Below are 18,692 nucleotides of genomic sequence, written 5' to 3'. Positions count from 1 at the left end.
AAGCCAAATAGAAGGAATCAAGTCATGACCATCAAAGCGATCAATGTCCGCAACCAGTTCAAAGGCACTGTGAAAGAAATCCTCGAAGGCCCGGTACTGTCGGAAATCGACGTGCAGACCGCCTCCGGCATCGTCACCTCGGTGATCACCACCCGTTCCGTGAAGGAGCTGGAGCTGCAGGTTGGCAGTGAGGTCATTGCCTTCGTGAAGTCGACCGAAGTGTCCATCGCCAAGTTGTGAGGTTGGCCATCCGGGGCCGCGCTGCGGCCCCAACAATCTCAAACCGGACGCTTGCTCAGAAACGGCGGCAGGTAAAGCCCCAGATACGCCTCGAACACCCGTTTGCCTTCCTCGGCCATGCGTGGGGTAATCGCCTCATGCAACTGCACCGACCGCGCATACACCCGGTCGCTGAGCTCCATGGCCAAGGCGAACACATCCACATCCACAGGCATCACCGGCAACTGGAAGTGCTGGTTGAACAGCTTGTGCATCAGCTCGCCCAACTCCATGTCGTGCTGGCGGTCAGCCTGCACCACTTCACTCAAGCCGTGCTGCGCCAGAATCAACTGGCGGGCAGCGGCGTCTTCGTTGTAGATGGCGAGCATGCGCTCTTCGATCAGTCGTGACAGCTCATGCCAGGTGTTGAATGCCGAGCTGTCGATGGGCGCGCTGAGGGCCTCGCGGAAGGCGCGATGCACATCGGCGGTCAAGGCTTCGAGCAAGGCCGGAACACTGGCGAAGAAGTGGTACACCGACGACGGTGGAATCTGCGCCCGATCGGCCACGCTGTAGATCGACAACCCTGCCACCCCTTGATCGGCCAGTAGCTCGCGTGCCGCTGCCAGGATCGCTTCGATCCTGGCCTGGCTGCTGGCGCGTGGCTTGCGCGGGGTGACGGTACGGGTCATCAGTTGCTGATCCCCAGAATGCTGGCCTGGTAGGCGCCGACGAACAGGTCGAAGTCGCCGACCTCTTGCTGTTCCAGGCGCGCCTGCTCGGCCAGCGACTCGCGGGCTAGGGTTTCGAAAGCCTGCTGGCGCTCGACGGGCAGGGGCTGGTCGCGGAAGGTCTCGGCGTGCAGGCGGCTCTGGCGCAGGGCGAACTTGACGAAAGATTCGTCATGTTCGGTCATGCGCGCCAGTACCTGGGCAGAAGGGGTCAGCGAAGCGTCATCGACCTTGGCTTGCTGAGCACGCAGCGCCTTGGCGTGCTCGTCGCCACCGTTGGCTCGGTCGAGCAGTTCGGCCAGTTGCCCGATACGCTCGATCAGCTCGCTGGCCCATGCCTTGAGGCCGATCGGTTGGCCGTCACGGCGCAGTTCGAGGCCAGGACGGCGGCCTTCCTTGACCACGGTAAGGAAGTTGCTGGTGCACTGGCCGCATTCGCCGTTGTCCAGCTGCGGGCTGTTCTCCAGGGCGCAGAACAGCAGAAACGCGTCGAGGAAACGCGCTTCGGTCAGGTCGATGCCTACCGGTAGGAACGGGTTGATGTCCAGGCAGCGCACCTCGACATACTGCACGCCACGCGAGGTCAGGGCCTGGATCGGCCGCTCGCCGGTGTAGGTCACGCGCTTGGGGCGGATGTTCGAGTAGTACTCGTTCTCGATCTGCAGGATGTTGGTGTTCAGCTGCACCCACTCGCCATCTTTGTGGGTTCCCACTTCGACATAGGGCGGGTAGGGCGTGCCGACGGCCTTGCGCAGGCTGTCGGTGTAGCTCGACAGGTTGTTGTAGCAAGGCGTCAGGCCCGCCTGGGCGTTGCTCTGGTAGCCCAGGTCGCTCATGCGCAGGCTGGTGGCGTAGGGCAGGTACAGGGTCTCGGCGTCCAGCTCTTCGAGCTGGTGCGGGCGACCGCGCAGGAAGCCTTTGTCCAGCGCCGGCGAGGCACCGAACAGGTACATCAGCAGCCAGCTGTAGCGGCGGAAGTTGCGGATCAACGCAATGTAGGCCGAGGACTGGTAGTCGCGGTCGCTCTCCTGACCACCCTCGGCCTCGCGCAGCAGCGGCCAGAGGGCTTCAGGCAGGGAGAAGTTGTAGTGGATGCCGGCGATGCACTGCATGGTGCGGCCGTAGCGCAGGGCCAGGCCCTTGCGATAGACATGCTTGAGCTTGCCGATGTTCGAGGTGCCGTACTCGGCGATCGGAATATCCTCCTCGGCCGGCAACGTGCAGGGCATCGACGGGCTCCACAGGTACTCGTCGCCCAGCTTGCTGTAGACGAAGCGGTGGGTCTGTTCAAGGCTTTCGAGCACCTTGGCCGGGTCGGCCAGTGCCGGGGTGATGAACTCCAGCAGCGACTCGGAATAGTCGGTGGTGATCTGCTCGTTGGTCAGCGCCGAACCCAATGCTTCCGGGTGTGGGGTCTGGGCCAGGCGACCTTCGTCGGTCACGCGCAGGCATTCGCGCTCAATACCGTGCAGGCACTGCTTGAGCAGGGGAAGATTGGCGCCGAGCAGGCTCAGGCGGCGGTTGAGGAGGTCGCTCAAGATGGATTCCTTCACGCGTCAGTCGCCCCAATATGGGGGTAGCGTTGACGGTCTACAAGGGTAGTTGGAAAAGGAACTGGCGTTGTCGCCTGGTTTGCCTGGGTTCTCGGCAGTGCCAGCGCCGACTTGGGACCGCCTCGCGCTGCGAAGCGGCCCTCATCTGCTGCCGAAAATACCGCAGATACTGCTTTGGGAGCTAGAGAACAGCGAAGGTTCCTTGCGCTTTGGCCACCAGCTTGTCGCCTTGGACTACGTCAGCGTCGACAACCAGCGTGCGGCGCCCGGCGTGCAATACGCGGGCGGTGCACAGCACGTCGCCGTCGCTGACGGCGCGCAGGTAGTTGATCTTGCATTCGATGGTCACGCTTTGCTGGTCGAAGCCATGGCTGGCCGAGCAGGCCAGGCCCATGGCGATGTCCACCAGGCTGAAGATCGCCCCACCGTGCAACTTCTGGCCACGGTTGCGCAGGTGCGTTTCGACCGCCAGGGCCACCTCTGCAACACCTGTGTCCAGGCGTTGCAGGCGGCAGCCCAGCAGTTGGCTGAAGGCGCTTTCGACGTATTCGCGAGGAACGTCCATTACTTCTTCTTCAGCTGCTTGGCGTTGGCGAACAATGCCGCCATGGCGTTGTTGGCCGGCGCGGCGGTCGCGGTTTCACGCTGGCGGGGCGCCTGCTGCGAACGGTTGCCGCCGTTGCCGCGGTTGCCGCCCCCACGGTTGCCCTCGACCTTCTCGCCCGGGGTATCGCTCATGCGCATGGACAGGCCGACGCGCTTGCGCGGGATGTCCACTTCCATGACCTTGACCTTGACCACATCGCCGGCCTTGACCGCTTCACGTGGGTCCTTGATGAACTTCTCCGAAAGCGCCGAGATGTGCACCAGGCCATCCTGGTGCACGCCGATGTCGACGAAGGCACCAAAGTTGGTGACGTTGGTGACCACGCCTTCGAGGATCATGCCGGGCTCCAGGTCCTTGAGGTCTTCGACGCCGTCCTGGAAGGTGGCGGTCTTGAACTCGGGGCGAGGGTCGCGGCCGGGCTTGTCCAGTTCCTGCAGAATGTCGGTGACGGTCGGCAGGCCGAAGGTTTCATCGGTGAACTTCTTCGGGTCGAGGCGCTTGAGGAAGGCGCTGTCGCCGATCAGCGAGCGAATGTCGCGGCCGGTGTCGGCGGCGATGCGTTGCACCAGCGGATAGGCCTCCGGGTGAACCGCGGAGGCATCCAGCGGGTTGTCGCCGTTCATCACCCGTAGGAACCCGGCGGCCTGCTCGAAGGTTTTTTCGCCCAGGCGGCTGACTTTCTTCAGCGCGGCACGCGTGGCGAACGGGCCATTGGCGTCGCGGTGGGCGACGATGTTCTGCGCCAGCGTGGCGTTCAGGCCGGAGATGCGGGTCAACAGCGCAACGGAAGCCGTGTTGACGTCCACGCCCACGGCGTTCACGCAGTCCTCGACCACGGCGTCCAGGCCGCGAGCCAGCTTCACCTGCGACACGTCGTGCTGGTACTGGCCGACACCGATGGATTTCGGGTCGATCTTGACCAGTTCGGCCAGCGGGTCCTGCAGGCGGCGGGCGATCGACACGGCGCCACGGATCGACACGTCCAGGTCCGGGAATTCGCGGGCAGCCAGTTCCGATGCCGAATACACCGAAGCGCCGGCCTCGGAGACCATGATCTTGGTGATCTTCAGGGCGGGGTACTTTTTCACCAGCTCGGCCACCAGCTTGTCGCTCTCGCGGCTGGCGGTGCCGTTGCCGATGGCGATCAGTTCCACCGAATGCTTGGCGCACAGGGCGGCCATGATGGAAATGGTGCGGTCCCAGTCATTCTTCGGTGCGTGCGGGTACACGGTGGTGTGGTCCAGCAGCTTGCCGGTGGCGTCGACCACGGCGATCTTGCAGCCGGTGCGCAGGCCCGGGTCGAAGCCCAGGGTAGCGCGTGGGCCAGCTGGGGCGGCCAGCAGCAGGTCATGCAGGTTGTGGGCGAAGACGTTGATCGCCTCGCCTTCGGCGTTGTCGCGCAGCTCGCCGAACAGGTCGGTTTCCAGGTGGGTGTACAGCTTTACCTTCCAGGTCCAGCGCACCACCTCGCCCAGCCACTTGTCGGCCGGGCGGTTGCGGTTCTCGATGCCGACGTGGTTGCCGATCATCAGTTCGCACGGGTGCAGGGTGCCGGGCAGCTCTTCGCCGACTTTCAGCGAGGCGCTGAGCACACCTTCGTTACGGCCACGGAAGATGGCCAGGGCGCGGTGCGACGGAGCGTTGCGCAGCAACTCGTCGTGGGCGAAGTAATCGCGGAACTTGGCGCCTTCCTCTTCCTTGCCGGCCACCACGCGTGCACTGAGCACCGCTTCCTGCTTGAGGAAGTTGCGCAGCTTGTCGAGCAGGGCGGCGTCTTCGGCGAAGCGCTCCATCAGAATGTACTTGGCGCCTTCCAAAGCGGCCTTGACGTCGGCGACGCCCTTGTCGGCGTTGACGAAGCGCGCGGCCTCGGTTTCCGGCGTCAGCTGCGGGTCGTTGAACAGGCCGTCGGCCAGCTCGCCCAGGCCGGCTTCCAGGGCGATCTGGCCCTTGGTGCGGCGCTTTTGCTTGTAGGGAAGGTAGAGGTCTTCGAGGCGGGTCTTGGTGTCGGCGAGCTTGATCTCGCGGGCCAGTTCCGGGGTCAGCTTGCCCTGTTCCTCGATGCTGGCCAGGATGCTGGCGCGGCGCTCGTCGAGCTCGCGCAGGTAACGCAGGCGCTCTTCCAGGTGGCGCAATTGCGTGTCGTCCAGGCTGCCGGTCACTTCCTTGCGGTAACGGGCGATGAAGGGCACGGTCGAGCCTTCGTCCAACAGGCCCACGGCCGCTTCGACCTGCTGGGGGCGTACGCCCAGTTCCTCGGCGATACGGCTGTTGATGCTGTCCATGTAAACCACCTGACAAATGTGAATGCTGGGGGCCGCGGTGGGGCTCAAGGCCCGGCGACACAGGGTGAAAGCCGCGCATTATACCCATCGGGGACGGCTTGCGGTGATGGCGCCCAGCCACTGCTGCGCGGCCAGGAAGTGGCACCATGGGAAAAATCTGCTAACAATGCTCACGGCACGCGCAGCAATGGCTACGCCATAATGCACGGCGATATCAGAGGAGTTATTCATGACCGGCACTGCAAACAACGCTGAAGGCGAAAAAATTCTCATCGTCGATGACGATCCAGGGCTGAGCAGCCTGCTGGAACGTTTCTTCACCAGCAAGGGCTACCGCGCCCGTGCAGTGCCCAACACCGAACAGATGGATCGGCTGCTGTCGCGTGAAGTGTTCAACCTGGTGGTGCTGGACCTGATGATGCCTGGCGAAGACGGCCTTTCCGCGTGCAAACGGCTGCGCCAGTCCAACAACCAGATCCCCATCATCATGCTCACCGCCAAGGGCGACGAGCTCAGCCGTATCAAGGGGCTGGAGCTGGGGGCTGACGACTACCTGGGCAAGCCGTTCAACCCGGACGAGCTGATGGCGCGGGTCAAGGCCGTGTTGCGTCGCCAGGCGCCAAGCGTGCCGGGTGCGCCGGGCAGCGAGGACGAGTCGGTCACCTTCGGCGACTACGAGCTGTCGCTGGCCACCCGCGAACTCAAGCGTGGCGATGAAGTGCACATGCTCACCACCGGCGAGTTCGCAGTGCTCAAGGCCCTGGTCATGCATGCCCGCGAGCCGCTGACTCGTGACAAACTGATGAACCTGGCCCGTGGTCGCGAGTGGGACGCGTTGGAGCGCTCCATCGACGTGCAGATCTCGCGCCTGCGCCGCATGATCGAGCCGGACCCGTCCAAGCCGCGCTACATCCAGACGGTCTGGGGTGTGGGCTATGTCTTCGTGCCGGACGGAAACGCCGGCAAATGATGGTCGGCCTGCTGGCTTGCCAGGACGCGACAGGGCGACCCGAACGGGTCGCCCTGTTTTCGTCTGCGCCGGTCGGCGTTGTTGGCGAGCCAGTCTCGCGTCTGTGCAGTAGTTGTCCTCGATGAAAACGCCTCTCTGGTTTCCGCAAAGTTTCTTCGCCCGCACCCTGTGGCTGGTGCTGATCGTCGTCCTGTTCTCCAAGGCGCTGACCCTGGTCTACCTGCTGATGAACGAGGACGTGCTGGTCGACCGCCAGTACAGCCACGGCGTGGCACTCACCCTGCGGGCCTATTGGGCTGCGGATGAAGAAAACCGTGACAAGATCGCCGAAGCGGCAGGGCTTATCCGGGTCACGGGTTCCGGGGTGCCCGAGGGTGAGCAGCACTGGCCTTACAGCGAAATCTATCAGCGGCAGATGCAGGCCGAGTTGGGCGAGGACACCGAAGTTCGCCTGCGCGTGCATGCGCCGCCGGCCTTGTGGGTCAATGCGCCTAGCCTGGGGCCTGGCTGGCTCAAGGTGCCGCTGTACCCGCACCCGCTGCGCGGGCAGAAAATCTGGAACGTGCTGGGCTGGTTCCTGGCCATCGGCCTGTTGTCCACCGCGTCGGCGTGGATCTTCGTACGGCAGCTGAACCAGCCACTCAAGCGCCTGGTGTTTGCGGCTCGCCAACTGGGCCAGGGCCGCAGCGTGCGCCTGCCGATCAGCGATACGCCCAGCGAGATGACCGAGGTATACCGCGCATTCAACCAGATGGCCGAGGATGTGGAGCAGGCCGGTCGCGAGCGCGAGCTGATGCTGGCAGGGGTATCGCACGACCTGCGCACACCGCTCACGCGCCTGCGCCTGTCGTTGTCGCTGATGGCCAACGACAGCGAGCTGACCGACGACATGGTCCGCGACATCGAGGACATGGACGCTATTCTCGACCAGTTCCTGGCCTTCATTCGGGATGGCCGTGACGAGCCGGTGGAGGAAGTGGACCTGGCGGACCTGGTGCGCGAGGTGGTTGCGCCCTACAACCAGCCCGAGGAGCGGGTGCGCCTGTGCCTGGAGCCGATTCCACCGTTCCCGCTGCGCCGGGTTTCGCTCAAGCGCATGCTCGGCAACCTGATTGGCAATGCGTTGCACCATGCCGGCAAAGGCGTCGAGGTGGCGGCTTACGTGTCGGGTGATGAAAGCGCGCCGTACGTGGTGCTCAGCGTGCTGGATCGTGGGGCGGGGATCGACGAATCGGAGCTTGAGACCATCTTCAACCCGTTCATCCGCGGTGACCGTGCCCGGGGCGGCAAGGGCACCGGGTTGGGCTTGGCGATCGTCAAGCGGATCGCGGCGCAGCACGGCGGAAATGTGGAACTGCGCAACCGGTCTGGCGGCGGGATCGAGGCGCGGGTGCGTCTGCCGTTGGGGCTGTTGCTGCCGCGTAATGCCGTCTGATCCTTCAGGGCTGTGCCGGTCTCTGCGCGGGTAGACCCGCGCCTATAGGGACTGCGCAGTGCCTGAGCGCTGCGCTGTAGCTGTGGGAGCGACTCTAGCCGCAAAATAGGCCGGCGCCATCACCCTCATCCCTTACCTTTGGTTCGGGTCTGATTCGGCCCGCCATTTTTCTCCAGATGCTCGATGATCATCCCGGCCACGTTCTTGCCGGTGGTCACCTCGATGCCTTCAAGCCCTGGCGATGAGTTCACCTCCATCACCAGCGGCCCGTGGTTGGAGCGCAGGATGTCCACCCCGGCTACGCTCAGCCCCATGACCTTGGCGGCGCGAATGGCGGTCATGCGCTCTTCAGGGGTGATCTTGATCAGGCTGGCGACGCCACCTCGGTGCAGGTTGGAGCGGAACTCGCCCGGCTTGGCCTGGCGCTTCATCGAGGCGATCACCTTGTCACCAACCACGAAGCAACGGATATCCGCGCCACCGGCCTCCTTGATGTATTCCTGAACCATGATGTTCTGCTTCAGGCCCATGAACGCCTCGATCACCGACTCGGCTGCCTTGGTGGTCTCGCACAACACCACGCCAATGCCCTGGGTACCTTCGAGCACCTTGATCACCAACGGGGCACCATTGACCATCTGGATCAGGTCGGGAATGTCATCCGGCGAGTGGGCGAAGCCGGTGATCGGCAAACCGATGCCACGGCGTGACAGCAACTGCAATGAACGCAGCTTGTCCCGCGAGCGGGCGATAGCGACCGACTCGTTGAGTGGGTAGACACCCATCATCTCGAACTGGCGCAACACTGCGCAGCCGTAGAATGTCACGGAGGCACCGATGCGCGGAATGACCGCGTCGAAGCCTTCCAGTGGCTTGCCGCGGTAGTGGATCTGCGGCTTGTGGCTGGCGATGTTCATATAGGCCCGCAAGGTATCGATCACTACCATTTCATGGCCCCGCTGGGTACCGGCCTCGACCAGGCGGCGGGTGGAATACAGACGCGGATTGCGCGACAGCACAGCGATCTTCATGCAGCACCTGTGACAGTGGAGAGAGTGGCCGGGAAGGCCGGTTTGTCTTGAACGTATTTAAGGCCCGGGTTGACCACCAGTTGGCCATGGATGAGTGCCTTGGACCCCAGCAGCAGTCGGTAACGCATGTTCTTGCGGCAGGCCAGGGTGAATTCGACCTCCCACACACCATCGCCCAGGGCCAGCGATGTGCGGATCACGTAGCGGGTCTGGGCCTGGCCGTTGGAGCTCTTGATGGTTTTCATGGTCACCAGCGGCGCCTCGCAGCGACGGTGACGCAGTTGCACCACCGAACCCAGGTGAGCGGTGAAGCGCACCCACGGCTGGCCATCGCGCTCGAAGGGTTCGATGTCGGTGGCATGCAGGCTGGACGTGCTGGCGCCGGTGTCGATCTTGGCGCGCAAGCCTGCGACGCCGAGGTCGGGCAGGGCGACCCACTCGCGCAGGCCGATCACTGTCAGATGGTCAAATGTCTTCACTAAGCACACCCTGCGAATGAGGTGGTGAACTGTAAGCACGGCGCGGACTTTTTGCATCCGTTAGTGAAGGTAGTACAGTTCGATGAAAGACAGAATTTGAGGTATCGGGATGGCTCAGAAGCCGGAAGACGACGACAAAGTACGCCTCGACAAATGGCTGTGGGCAGCGCGCTTCTACAAGACCCGCGCCCTGGCCAAGGCGGCTATCGAGAGTGGCAAGGTGCATTGCCGGGGCGAGCGCTGCAAGCCTGGCAAGGAGCCACGGGTGGGGGACGAATTCGTGCTGCGGACCGGCTTCGATGAACGCACGGTGGTAGTCAAGGCGCTTTCGGTGGTGCGCCGTGGCGCGCCAGAGGCGCAGACCTTGTACGAGGAGACCGAGGATAGCGTGCGGCGCCGGGAGCAGGCCGCCGAGATGCGCAAGGCAGGGGCGATGGGCGTAACCACCGATGGCCGGCCGAACAAGAAGCAGCGGCGTCAGATTCACCAACTGCACGGCAGTTTCGAGTAGTTGGGATGCCTTGCGCCCTATCGCTTTCAAGCCAGCCCCCACGATGATTGTTGCAGGAGCCGGCTTGTCGGCGATGGCAGTGGGGCAACGCCCAGGCGGCTAACGAAGGATCGCTAATCGCCCGACAAACGGTACCCGCCCCAGCAACCCGAACAACGGTTCTGTCCAACGCACCAGTGCTTCGCTTGCCTTGGCCGCCAGCGGCGTGTGGCAGCTCCAGCCCAACGCCAGCACCGCCATCAGCAGCCCGCCGATGTAATCGTCCTGGCCCCAATGCGCGCCCGCGACGAGGCGCGGCATCATGAACAGAAACGCCAGACCCCAGATCACCAGGTGCTGAATCAGGCGGCGGCTGAACAAACTCATGAACAGCGCCCAGATCAACAGCACCGAGGCATGGTCGCCAGGGAAACTGTTGCTGGAGCGGTCTTTGAGCTCCCACTTGGCTTCGAGGTTGGGGTAGTAATCCTTCAGGTGCACGGCGTCGTCGAACATCATCGACGGACTGTCGTGTTGCCAGCCCATTGCATCCACCCACTTGGAAAACAGCGCGCGAATCACCACTAAGAGCAACAGGGTGACCAGGAAGCCGAAAAACGCCTGGCGCACCTGACAGGCTTTGAACACCCAGTCGCCACGGATGAGCAGGGCTAGCAGGATCAGGCCCACGACGATGTCGAAGGGCCGTAGGCTGCCGACGGTCCAGGTGTAACGCCAGAGGGTGTGATCGGCCAGCGGTGAGTTCAGGCTATGGAATAGCCATTCGTCGACTGTCAGACACAAGATCTGGCCAATGGGCCATAACCAGAAACACAGTAGGGCGATAGGCAGCAAAGTGCAGGCTGCCAAGGGGCCCCAGGACCACCTTGCTTGGAACAGTGGTCGATTGTCCATAAAATACCTCTATTGCCAACAGGAAACGGAGCGGCCTTTTGAGCGCTCTGCCACGGGGGTTCGTAACTCCCTGTAATTATTTTGTCATCATTTTTAGATAGCCAGACAACCATGAGCGACTTGCCAGATACAGATTTCACCCAACGTTTCATCTTCGACGAGCGCGATGTGCGCGGTGAGTGGGTGTCGCTCGACCAGAGCTATGCCGATGTGCTGGCTCGCCATCCGTACCCGCAACCGGTCGCCAAGCTGCTTGGTGAACTGATGGCGGCGACCTCGCTGCTGGTCGGTGCGCTCAAGTTCGACGGGCTGCTGATCCTGCAGGCGCGTTCGGCAGGGCCGATCCCACTGCTGATGATGGAGTGCTCGAGCGAGCGTGAGATCCGCGGCATGGCGCGCTATGAGGCTGACCAGATTCCTGACGACGCGACCCTGTCGCAGTTGATGCCGGACGGCCACCTGACCTTGACCATCGACCCGATCAAAGGCCAGCGCTACCAGGGCACCGTCGACCTCGATGGCGCCACGCTGTCGGAATGCTTCACCAATTACTTCGTTCAGTCGCAGCAGCTCAACACCCGCTTCTGGCTCGATGCCAGTAATGGCGAAGCGCGCGGATTGCTGCTGCAGCAGTTGCCGCGCGATCGTCAGCCGGACGATGAAGAGCGTGAAGACAGCTGGCAGCACGTCATTGCGATGGCCAGCACGCTCAAGCCCGAAGAGTGGAAGCTGGGCAACGAAACCCTGCTGCACCGCCTCTACCACGAAGACGCCGTTCGCTTGTTCGATATCCAGCCGCTGCATTTCAAATGCAGTTGCTCGCGCGAACGTTCCGGCAATGCGCTTGTCAGTCTTGGCGAGCACGACGCTACGCAGCTGGTGGAAGAATGTGGCGGACAGGTCGAGATCGACTGCCAGTTCTGCAACGAGCGCTATTTCTTCGATGCCAGCGATGTTGCGCAACTGTTTGCCGGCGGTGGCACGAACTCGGCGTCAGAAACTCGCCACTGAAACGTTTAATTTCAGGGAAATCTCCTGTCGAATTGCGCAAAAGAGCAGTTCTGACAGGAGGGGCCTACTTTTTTTGGGCGTTTCTGGCATAATCCGGCCACTTTTTTCGCTGTAGTAGTTTTTTACAGACAACTACAAAACGTTTGGAGCACTCGGCCTCGGGCCGGATGGGGTATCTCATGACGCAAGCCAACAACACCGTGTACACCGACCTGAGCGTCGATGAGCTGGTAAAAGAAGCGCTGTCCCGCGGTGAAGGCGTGCTGGCCGATACTGGCGCACTGGTAGTCGAGACCGGTCACCGTACTGGTCGTTCGCCGGCTGACCGTTTCATCGTCGAAGAACCTTCCACTCAGGACGCCATCGCCTGGGGCCCGATCAACCGCAAGTTCCCGGCCGACAAGTTCGATGCCCTGTGGGATCGCGTCGAAGCGTTCAACAACGCTCAGGATCACTTCGTTTCCTACGTTCACGTAGGGGCTGCCGCCGAGCACTACCTGCCGGTCAAGATGACCACCCAGACCGCCTGGCAGAACCTGTTCGGCCGTTGCCTGTTCATCAACCCGGAGAAGGGCCAGTACAACCCGGCCGGTCGCGACCAGTGGCAGATCCTCAACGTCGCCAACTTCGTCTGCGAGCCTGAGCGTGACGGCACCAACTCCGATGGTTGCGTGATCATCAACTTCGCCCAGAAGAAAGTGCTGATCGCTGGCATGCGCTACGCCGGTGAAATGAAGAAAGCCATGTTCTCGGTGCAGAACTTCCTGCTGCCGGCCGCCGACGTGCTGCCGATGCACTGCGCCGCCAACATCGGCGAAGAAGGCGATGTAACCCTGTTCTTCGGCCTGTCCGGCACTGGCAAGACCACCCTGTCGGCCGACGAAAGCCGTTACCTGATCGGTGACGACGAGCACGGTTGGGGTGAAGGCGTCGTCTTCAACATGGAAGGCGGCTGCTATGCCAAGTGCATCGACTTGTCCGAGAAGAACGAGCCGGTTATCTGGAAAGCCATCAAGCACGGTGCAGTGCTGGAAAATGTCGTTCTCGACGCCAACAAGCACGCCGACTACGCCGATGTCAGCCTGACCCAGAACAGCCGCGCTGCCTACCCGCTGGAGCACGTTGCCAAGCGTTCCGAAGCCAACCTGGGCGGCGAGCCTAACGCGGTCATCTTCCTGACCTGCGACCTGACTGGTGTTCTGCCTCCGGTTTCGATCCTGAACAACGAACAGGCTGCCTACCACTTCCTGTCCGGCTACACCGCGCTGGTCGGTTCCACCGAAATGGGCTCGGGCGGCGGCATCAAGTCGACCTTCTCCACCTGCTTCGGCGCACCGTTCTTCCCGCGTCCGGCTGGCGAGTACGCCGAGCTGCTGATCAAGCGCATCAATGCCTTTGGCTCCAAGGTCTACCTGGTCAACACCGGCTGGACCGGCGGTGGCTACGGCGTCGGCAAGCGCTTCAGCATCCCGACCACCCGTGGCGTGATCTCCGCTATCCAGAGCGGCGCACTGATCGGTGCCGAGACCGAGCACCTGGACATCATCAACCTGGACGTGCCCAAGGCTGTTCCAGGCGTCGAGACCGAGCTGCTCAACCCACGTAACACCTGGGCTGACAAAGCCGCCTACGATGAAGCCGCCAAGGGTCTGGCCAAGCTGTTCACCGAGAACTTCAAGAAGTTCGACGTATCCGACGCCATCAAGGCCGCTGGTCCGCAGCTGTAAGCTGTCGCTGGTTGCAACGAAGAAGCCGCCCCAAGGGGCGGCTTTTTCGTGTCTAGCGTTGCTACCGGCGGTCAAGCCGATTCCCCATCGCTGGCAAACCAGCGCTTGCAGGTTCTGCGCTGCCCCTGTGCCGCCATGGGCCCTTTAGCAGCCGGTAAAATTTATCCGCCTTCAGGAATATTCTGTTTCACTTGTCGATATCCGTGCAAATCACCGGGCCAGGTCAATGACAGAATCCCCAAACCGAACCGCCTTTTCCCACTTTCACCCGATACTCACTCGCCCTCAGGACAACGACCACAACGGTCATGTCGCCGGTGCCACCGTGCATGGCTTCTTCGAGACCGCCATTCAGGCATTTCTCGTCGAGCAAGCCGATATGGACTTGCGCGATGGTGAGTTGGCAGCCTTCGTGGTCAGTTCGTCGGCGGACTTCTATGCGCTGCCGGGTTTCCCGGATGTGCTGGAGGTGGGCTTGGGTATAACCCGCCTGGCGGGCAGCACGGTGGAGTACCGTCTGGCGCTGTTTCGCCCTGGGGATCAGGATGCCTGTGCGGCCGGTAGGGTGGTGCAGGTGTTCATCGAGCGGGAAAGCGGTCGCCCGGTGCCGCTGCCGAGCGCGTTGAGCAGTATTCTCTCGGGCCTGCAGTTGGACCCTCAGACATAAAAAAGCCCCGCGGGTGAGGGCGGGGCTTTTTGTTGCCAGGCCAGAGGCCTCAGGCATTAGTCGCGCCAGTGGCGCTTGTGCTTGCGGTGACCGTAGTGGTGGCCACGGTCCCAGTGACGACGGTCGTCGTAGTCACGACGATAACGGCGGTGCTCGTGACGCTCGTCTTCATCGGCCTTGTTACCCATGTAGTTACCCAGCGCACCACCGGCACCACCGCCGGCTGCTGCGCCAATGTAGCTACCGGTGGTACCGCCTACGGAGCGACCTACCACGTTACCGCCTGCCGCACCCAGCGCACCGCCGATGGCGGCCTCACCACGCTGGTGCTTGTCGGCACCTACCGCACTGCCTGCGGCACCGCCCAGGCCAGCGCCAATGGCGCCGCCGGTGCTACCACCGATGGACTGGCCCACAACCGAGCCCAGTACCCCACCCAATGCGCCGCCAATGCCGGCCTCGGTGGTGCCGCCTGCCATGGCAACGCCGCTGAGCAAGCTGAAAGACAACAACAGAATCGAGGAGTACTTCTTCATCGAGAAAGCCTCATAGGGATGACGAGGCGAATTTGAGGCTCTGCGAGGCTGCTGGCAACGAAAATCCGACGAGTAACACGAGTTGTACACAATTCTCTAAGTTACTGTTTTTTCGTTGAAACTTTCTCGATTTTCGCTTGTCTTAGGCTGTTATGACAAAAGCCCTGAGCCATTACGGACAGGGCTTTTTTCGTTTTCGCAGGTGCGTTTTCAGGCCTGATCGTCGCCCAGCCGGTGCCTACAGAATACGACCATCATCCCGCGCTCGCTCCAGTTTGATGGCGACGAATTTGGAGGTTGGCGTATGGCTGCCCTCACCGATGCTCTCAAGCGGAATCAGCGGGTTCACTTCCGGATAGTAAGCCGCTGCCTGGCCAGCCGGGATGTCGAACGCCAGCAACGTGAACCCGTGCACACGGCGTACATGATCATCCCCCCACAATGAGACGATGTCGACCTTTTGCCCCGGCTGGAAGCCCAGCCGGATGATGTCTGCTTCGTTGGCGAACAGTACTTCGCGCTGACCACGTACCCCCCTGTAGCGGTCATCCAGGCCGTAGATCGTGGTGTTGTACTGGTCGTGCGAGCGCATCGACTGCATGATCAGGTCGGGCAACTGGCCGCTGGCCCGGACGCGCTCATCGAGCAAAGTGTCCGGTAGCAGGTTGGCCTTGAAGTTGGCGCGACCGGTGTTGGTTTTCCACTCACGGCTGCTGGCGCTGTTACCCAGGTAGAAGCCGCCGGGATGACGAAGGCGCTCGTTGAAGCCGCTGAAACCGGCAATGGTGTCGCCGATCAGGTTGCGAATACGGTCGTAGTCGGCCACCAGCCAGTGCCAGTCCACCGGACGCTTGCCCAGTGTGGCGGCGGCGATGCCGGCGATAACGGCTGGTTCCGAACGCATCAGGGTCGACAGCGGCTTGAGCTGGCCGTTGGAGGCGTGGACCATGCTGAACGAGTCTTCCACAGTGACCGCCTGCGGGCCTTCGCTCTGCAGGTCGATGTCGGTGCGGCCCAGGCACGGCAGAATCAGCGCTTGCTTGCCATGGATCAGGTGGCTGCGGTTGAGCTTGGTGCTGATGTGCACGGTCAGCTCGCAGTTGCGCAGGGCCTGAGCGGTGCGCTCGGTGTCCGGCGTGGCTTGGGCGAAGTTGCCACCCAGGCCGATGAACACCTTGGCCCGGCCATCGAGCATGGCGTGGATCGCCTCGACGGTATTGTGGCCATTGTGGCGTGGCACACGGAAGTTGAAGCGCTTCTCGATGGCATCGAGCAGCGCTGCCGGTGGGCGTTCGTTGATGCCCATGGTGCGGTCGCCCTGCACGTTGCTGTGGCCACGTACCGGGCACAGGCCGGCGCCTGGTACACCGATGTTGCCGCGCAGCATCTGCAAGTTGACGATTTCCTGGATGGTTGGCACCGAATGGCGATGCTGGGTGATGCCCATCGCCCAGCACATGATCACGCGCTTGCCGCGGCAATACATGCGCGCTGCCAGCTCGATGTCGGCAAGGGCCAGGCCGGACTGGGCCTGGATATGCTCCCACGAGGTGGCATCCACTGCTGCCAGGTACTCATCGACGCCATGGCCGTGCTCGGCGATGAAGGCATGGTCGAATACGGCTGGCTCGCCCTTGGCCTGGGCTTCGCGCTCCCACTGCAGGACGAACTTGGCCATGCCGCGCAGCATCGCCATGTCGCCGCCCAGGGCCGGGCGGAAAAAGGCGGTATTGGTCGGGCGGTCGCTGTTGGTCAGCATTTCCAGCGGGTTTTGCGGATGCTGGAAGCGTTCCAGGCCACGTTCCTTGAGCGGGTTGACGCACACCACCTGGGCGCCGCGTTTGACCGCATCGCGCAGTGGGTCGAGCATGCGTGGATGGTTGGTGCCGGGGTTCTGGCCCCAGACGAAGATCGCGTCGGCATGCTCGAAGTCGTCGAAGGTGACGGTACCCTTGCCGACCCCGACGCTCTGGCTCAAGGCTACGCCGCTGGCCTCGTGGCACATGTTCGAACAGTCGGGGAAGTTGTTGGTGCCGTAGGCGCGCACGAACAGCTGGTAGAGGAATGCCGCTTCGTTGCTGGCCCTGCCCGAGGTATAGAACTCAGCTTGATCGGGGGTGAGCAGGGCGTTCAGCTCGCGGGCGATCAGGGCGAAGGCGTCGTCCCAGGCGATAGGTCGGTAACGGTCGCTGGCCGGATCGTAAACCATTGGCTCGGTCAGGCGGCCCTGGTATTCGAGCCAGTAGTCGCTTTGTTCGAGCAATGCGCTCACGCTGTAGCGTGCAAAGAAGGCCGCATCCACCCGACGCTTGGTGGCTTCCCAGTTGACCGCCTTGGCGCCGTTCTCGCAGAACTTGACCATGCCGCTTTCGGGCGAGTCGCCCCAGGCGCAGCCGGGGCAGTCGAAGCCGCCGTTCTGGTTGGTCTTGAGCAGTGCGCGAATGTTCTTCAGCGCGTTGTCGCTCGCGACCCAGGCCTTGGCCACGCTGCGCAGCGCGCCCCAGCCTCCGGCGGGGCCGTCATAGGGCTTGTAGCGAGGGGTGGAAGCTGGGGCGTTGTCTGGAAGGTGCTGGTACGAGGTCACGACTGTTACGACTCCGCCGCTGGGCTGTAGACCCGCGGTGCGCTGTGTTTGGGCAGGTGGATGAGGTTGAGGTTGTGCTTGCGCGCCCACTGCAGGGCCAGGCCGGTCGGGGCCGAGAGGCTCACCAGGGTCTGGATCCCGGCGCGCAGGACTTTCTGGATCAGTTCCAGGCTGCAGCGGCTGGTGACGATGGCCAGGCCGCCGTCGGTGCTGATTTCCCGACGCAGCAGCGCGCCGATCAGCTTGTCCAGGGCGTTGTGTCGGCCGATGTCTTCACGGCCGAGCAGCAACTCGCCGTTACGGTCCATGAACAGTGCGGCGTGTACCGCCCCACAGTGCTGCCCCAAGGGCTGGAACTGGTCGATACGCTGGCGCAGGCCGACCAGCCAGGCCGCCGGCGGCAGGGGCGCGCCGGGCAACTCGGTCAACTCTGGCAAGGCCTGTTCCAGGGCCTCGACCCCGCACAGGCCGCAGCCACTGGTGCCGGCCAACTGACGGCGTTGGTTCTTCAGGTTCCAGAAGGCGCGGCTGGATATCTCGATGTCGGCATACATGGCCGAGCCGCTGCCCGAGAGCTTGAGGTCGTAGATTTCCGCTGTGCCTTCGACGATGCCACTGCCGACACTGAAGCCGACCGCGAAGTCCTCAAGGTCGGTGGGGCTGACCAGCATCACGGCCTGATTGAGGCCGTTGTAGGCGATGGCCAGGGCGACTTCCTCGGCAAGCGGGGTGCTGGCTCGTTCGCCATCGTCGAGCTGCACGTAATCGTAGGTATTGCTGGCGGCCGGCATGGACAGGGGTGTGGAGGCCGCGCAGACCGGAGGCTTGCTGTTCATCGGAGCTGGCTTTCGACGGCTTTTTGATAGCACAAGCCTAGGCGCGTGGGCTGCCCACGTCTAATCGCTAGGGTCTATGCCTTGATAGAGCGCGTCGATTGGTCGCAGGGGAGCGGGGGCGGCGATCCTGGCCTAGACTCCTGGCTCCGAGGTTTCATCAACAAGGAGCGCGTCATGAGCCTGTTCAGTTTCGTGAAGGAAGCCGGCGAGAAGTTGATCGACCTGCTGACCCCCGGCAATGCCAAGGCCGAGGAACAGCTCAAGAAGCATGTGGAGACCGTCGGGCTGGGAAACCCGAACATCAGCGCCACTGTGGAAGGAGACAAGATCATCCTCAAGGGCGAGGTGGCCAGCCAGGAGGAAAAGGAAAAGATCATTCTGGCAGCCGGCAATATCGCCGGAGTGGCCACTGTCGAGGACCAGATCACCGTCACCGGGCCGGTTGCCCAGGCCGCGCGGTTCGTCACGGTCAAGAAGGGTGACACCCTCAGTGCCATCGCCAAAGCCGAATATGGCGATGCCAACCAGTACAACAAGATCTTCGAGGCGAACAAGCCGATGCTCAAGCACCCTGACAAGATCTATCCGGGGCAGGTGCTGCGGATTCCGGACTGAT

General features: G+C 62.7%; 18 protein-coding genes. 8 read left to right on the top strand and 10 right to left on the bottom strand.

All coding sequences use genetic code 11. The features are described from left to right. Positions 1–24 precede the first annotated feature (24 nt). Positions 25–240, top strand: coding sequence for a molybdopterin-binding protein (locus VXM67_RS01085; RefSeq protein WP_008095172.1), 216 nt, complete (start codon positions 25–27; stop codon positions 238–240). Between the two features lie 38 nt (positions 241–278). On the opposite strand, the gene VXM67_RS01080 is transcribed toward VXM67_RS01085, so the two are convergent. The 4 genes from VXM67_RS01080 to VXM67_RS01065 all read right to left on the bottom strand — a co-directional run bounded on the left by VXM67_RS01080 (position 279) and on the right by VXM67_RS01065 (position 5,395). Beyond that, positions 279–911: a TetR/AcrR family transcriptional regulator gene (locus VXM67_RS01080; protein ID WP_023382899.1), complete on the bottom strand. Its 633-nt coding sequence runs from the start codon at positions 909–911 to the stop codon at positions 279–281. After that, the gene (gene gshA / locus VXM67_RS01075) at positions 911–2,488 is read right to left on the bottom strand and encodes a glutamate--cysteine ligase (RefSeq protein ID WP_367237451.1); all 1,578 of its coding nucleotides are present in this window, start codon (positions 2,486–2,488) and stop codon (positions 911–913) included. Before gshA ends, VXM67_RS01080 begins: the two co-directional genes overlap by 1 nt. A gap of 196 nt (positions 2,489–2,684) precedes the next feature. Further along, positions 2,685–3,068: a PaaI family thioesterase gene (locus VXM67_RS01070; RefSeq protein WP_023382897.1), complete on the bottom strand. Its 384-nt coding sequence runs from the start codon at positions 3,066–3,068 to the stop codon at positions 2,685–2,687. Then, the gene (locus VXM67_RS01065; protein ID WP_023382896.1) at positions 3,068–5,395 is read right to left on the bottom strand and encodes a Tex family protein; all 2,328 of its coding nucleotides are present in this window, start codon (positions 5,393–5,395) and stop codon (positions 3,068–3,070) included. Before VXM67_RS01065 ends, VXM67_RS01070 begins: the two co-directional genes overlap by 1 nt. Positions 5,396–5,624: 229 nt before the next feature. Here VXM67_RS01065 and ompR point away from each other — a divergent pair, with 229 nt between their 5' ends. Both ompR and VXM67_RS01055 read left to right on the top strand, forming a co-directional pair. Next, positions 5,625–6,365, top strand: coding sequence for a two-component system response regulator OmpR (gene ompR, locus VXM67_RS01060; protein WP_023382895.1), 741 nt, complete (start codon positions 5,625–5,627; stop codon positions 6,363–6,365). A gap of 121 nt (positions 6,366–6,486) precedes the next feature. After that, positions 6,487–7,800 (top strand): ATP-binding protein, encoded by a 1,314-nt coding sequence (locus tag VXM67_RS01055; protein WP_023382894.1) that lies wholly within the window; start codon positions 6,487–6,489, stop codon positions 7,798–7,800. Between the two features lie 125 nt (positions 7,801–7,925). Here the strand turns inward: VXM67_RS01055 and rimK are convergent, their stop codons facing one another. Beyond that, complete coding sequence (rimK, locus tag VXM67_RS01050; RefSeq protein ID WP_015268602.1) at positions 7,926–8,831, bottom strand: 30S ribosomal protein S6--L-glutamate ligase; 906 nt, start codon at positions 8,829–8,831, stop codon at positions 7,926–7,928. After that, positions 8,828–9,310 carry an ATP-dependent zinc protease gene (locus tag VXM67_RS01045; protein ID WP_023382893.1) on the bottom strand — a complete coding sequence of 161 codons (483 nt, stop codon included), beginning with the start codon at positions 9,308–9,310 and terminating at the stop codon, positions 8,828–8,830. The genes rimK and VXM67_RS01045 overlap by 4 nt, the downstream gene beginning before the upstream one ends. 109 nt (positions 9,311–9,419) lie before the next feature. On the opposite strand from VXM67_RS01045, the gene VXM67_RS01040 reads away from it, so the two are divergent. After that, entirely contained in the window at positions 9,420–9,821 is a 402-nt protein-coding gene (locus VXM67_RS01040; protein WP_023382892.1) for a S4 domain-containing protein, read from the top strand. A gap of 99 nt (positions 9,822–9,920) precedes the next feature. Here VXM67_RS01040 and VXM67_RS01035 read toward each other — a convergent pair whose 3' ends face one another. Continuing rightward, complete coding sequence (locus tag VXM67_RS01035; RefSeq protein ID WP_023382891.1) at positions 9,921–10,715, bottom strand: phosphatase PAP2 family protein; 795 nt, start codon at positions 10,713–10,715, stop codon at positions 9,921–9,923. A gap of 111 nt (positions 10,716–10,826) precedes the next feature. Between VXM67_RS01035 and hslO the strand changes: the two genes are divergently transcribed. The 3 genes from hslO to VXM67_RS01020 all read left to right on the top strand — a co-directional run bounded on the left by hslO (position 10,827) and on the right by VXM67_RS01020 (position 14,120). After that, entirely contained in the window at positions 10,827–11,726 is a 900-nt protein-coding gene (gene hslO, locus VXM67_RS01030; RefSeq protein ID WP_023382890.1) for an Hsp33 family molecular chaperone HslO, read from the top strand. Between the two features lie 179 nt (positions 11,727–11,905). Further along, complete coding sequence (locus VXM67_RS01025) at positions 11,906–13,453, top strand: phosphoenolpyruvate carboxykinase (protein WP_023382889.1); 1,548 nt, start codon at positions 11,906–11,908, stop codon at positions 13,451–13,453. A 226-nt stretch (positions 13,454–13,679) separates the two neighbouring features. Continuing rightward, complete coding sequence (locus tag VXM67_RS01020) at positions 13,680–14,120, top strand: thioesterase family protein (RefSeq protein WP_023382888.1); 441 nt, start codon at positions 13,680–13,682, stop codon at positions 14,118–14,120. Between the two features lie 56 nt (positions 14,121–14,176). Here the strand turns inward: VXM67_RS01020 and VXM67_RS01015 are convergent, their stop codons facing one another. The 3 genes from VXM67_RS01015 to fdhD form a co-directional block, all read right to left on the bottom strand. Continuing rightward, on the bottom strand, positions 14,177–14,656 hold the full coding sequence (locus VXM67_RS01015; protein ID WP_023382887.1) for a glycine zipper domain-containing protein: 480 nt from the start codon (positions 14,654–14,656) through the stop codon (positions 14,177–14,179). A 238-nt stretch (positions 14,657–14,894) separates the two neighbouring features. Beyond that, the gene (locus VXM67_RS01010; RefSeq protein ID WP_023382886.1) at positions 14,895–17,240 is read right to left on the bottom strand and encodes an FdhF/YdeP family oxidoreductase; all 2,346 of its coding nucleotides are present in this window, start codon (positions 17,238–17,240) and stop codon (positions 14,895–14,897) included. Between the two features lie 5 nt (positions 17,241–17,245). After that, the gene (gene fdhD / locus VXM67_RS01005; RefSeq protein ID WP_023382885.1) at positions 17,246–18,076 is read right to left on the bottom strand and encodes a formate dehydrogenase accessory sulfurtransferase FdhD; all 831 of its coding nucleotides are present in this window, start codon (positions 18,074–18,076) and stop codon (positions 17,246–17,248) included. A 174-nt stretch (positions 18,077–18,250) separates the two neighbouring features. Between fdhD and lysM the strand changes: the two genes are divergently transcribed. Further along, positions 18,251–18,691, top strand: coding sequence for a peptidoglycan-binding protein LysM (gene lysM, locus VXM67_RS01000; protein ID WP_023382884.1), 441 nt, complete (start codon positions 18,251–18,253; stop codon positions 18,689–18,691). Position 18,692: the final 1 nt, after the last annotated feature.

This window comes from Pseudomonas sp. Rh2, from assembly GCF_040762985.1.
Classification (GTDB): domain Bacteria; phylum Pseudomonadota; class Gammaproteobacteria; order Pseudomonadales; family Pseudomonadaceae; genus Aquipseudomonas; species Aquipseudomonas taiwanensis.
This window is presented reverse-complemented; position numbering and strand designations above follow the sequence as displayed.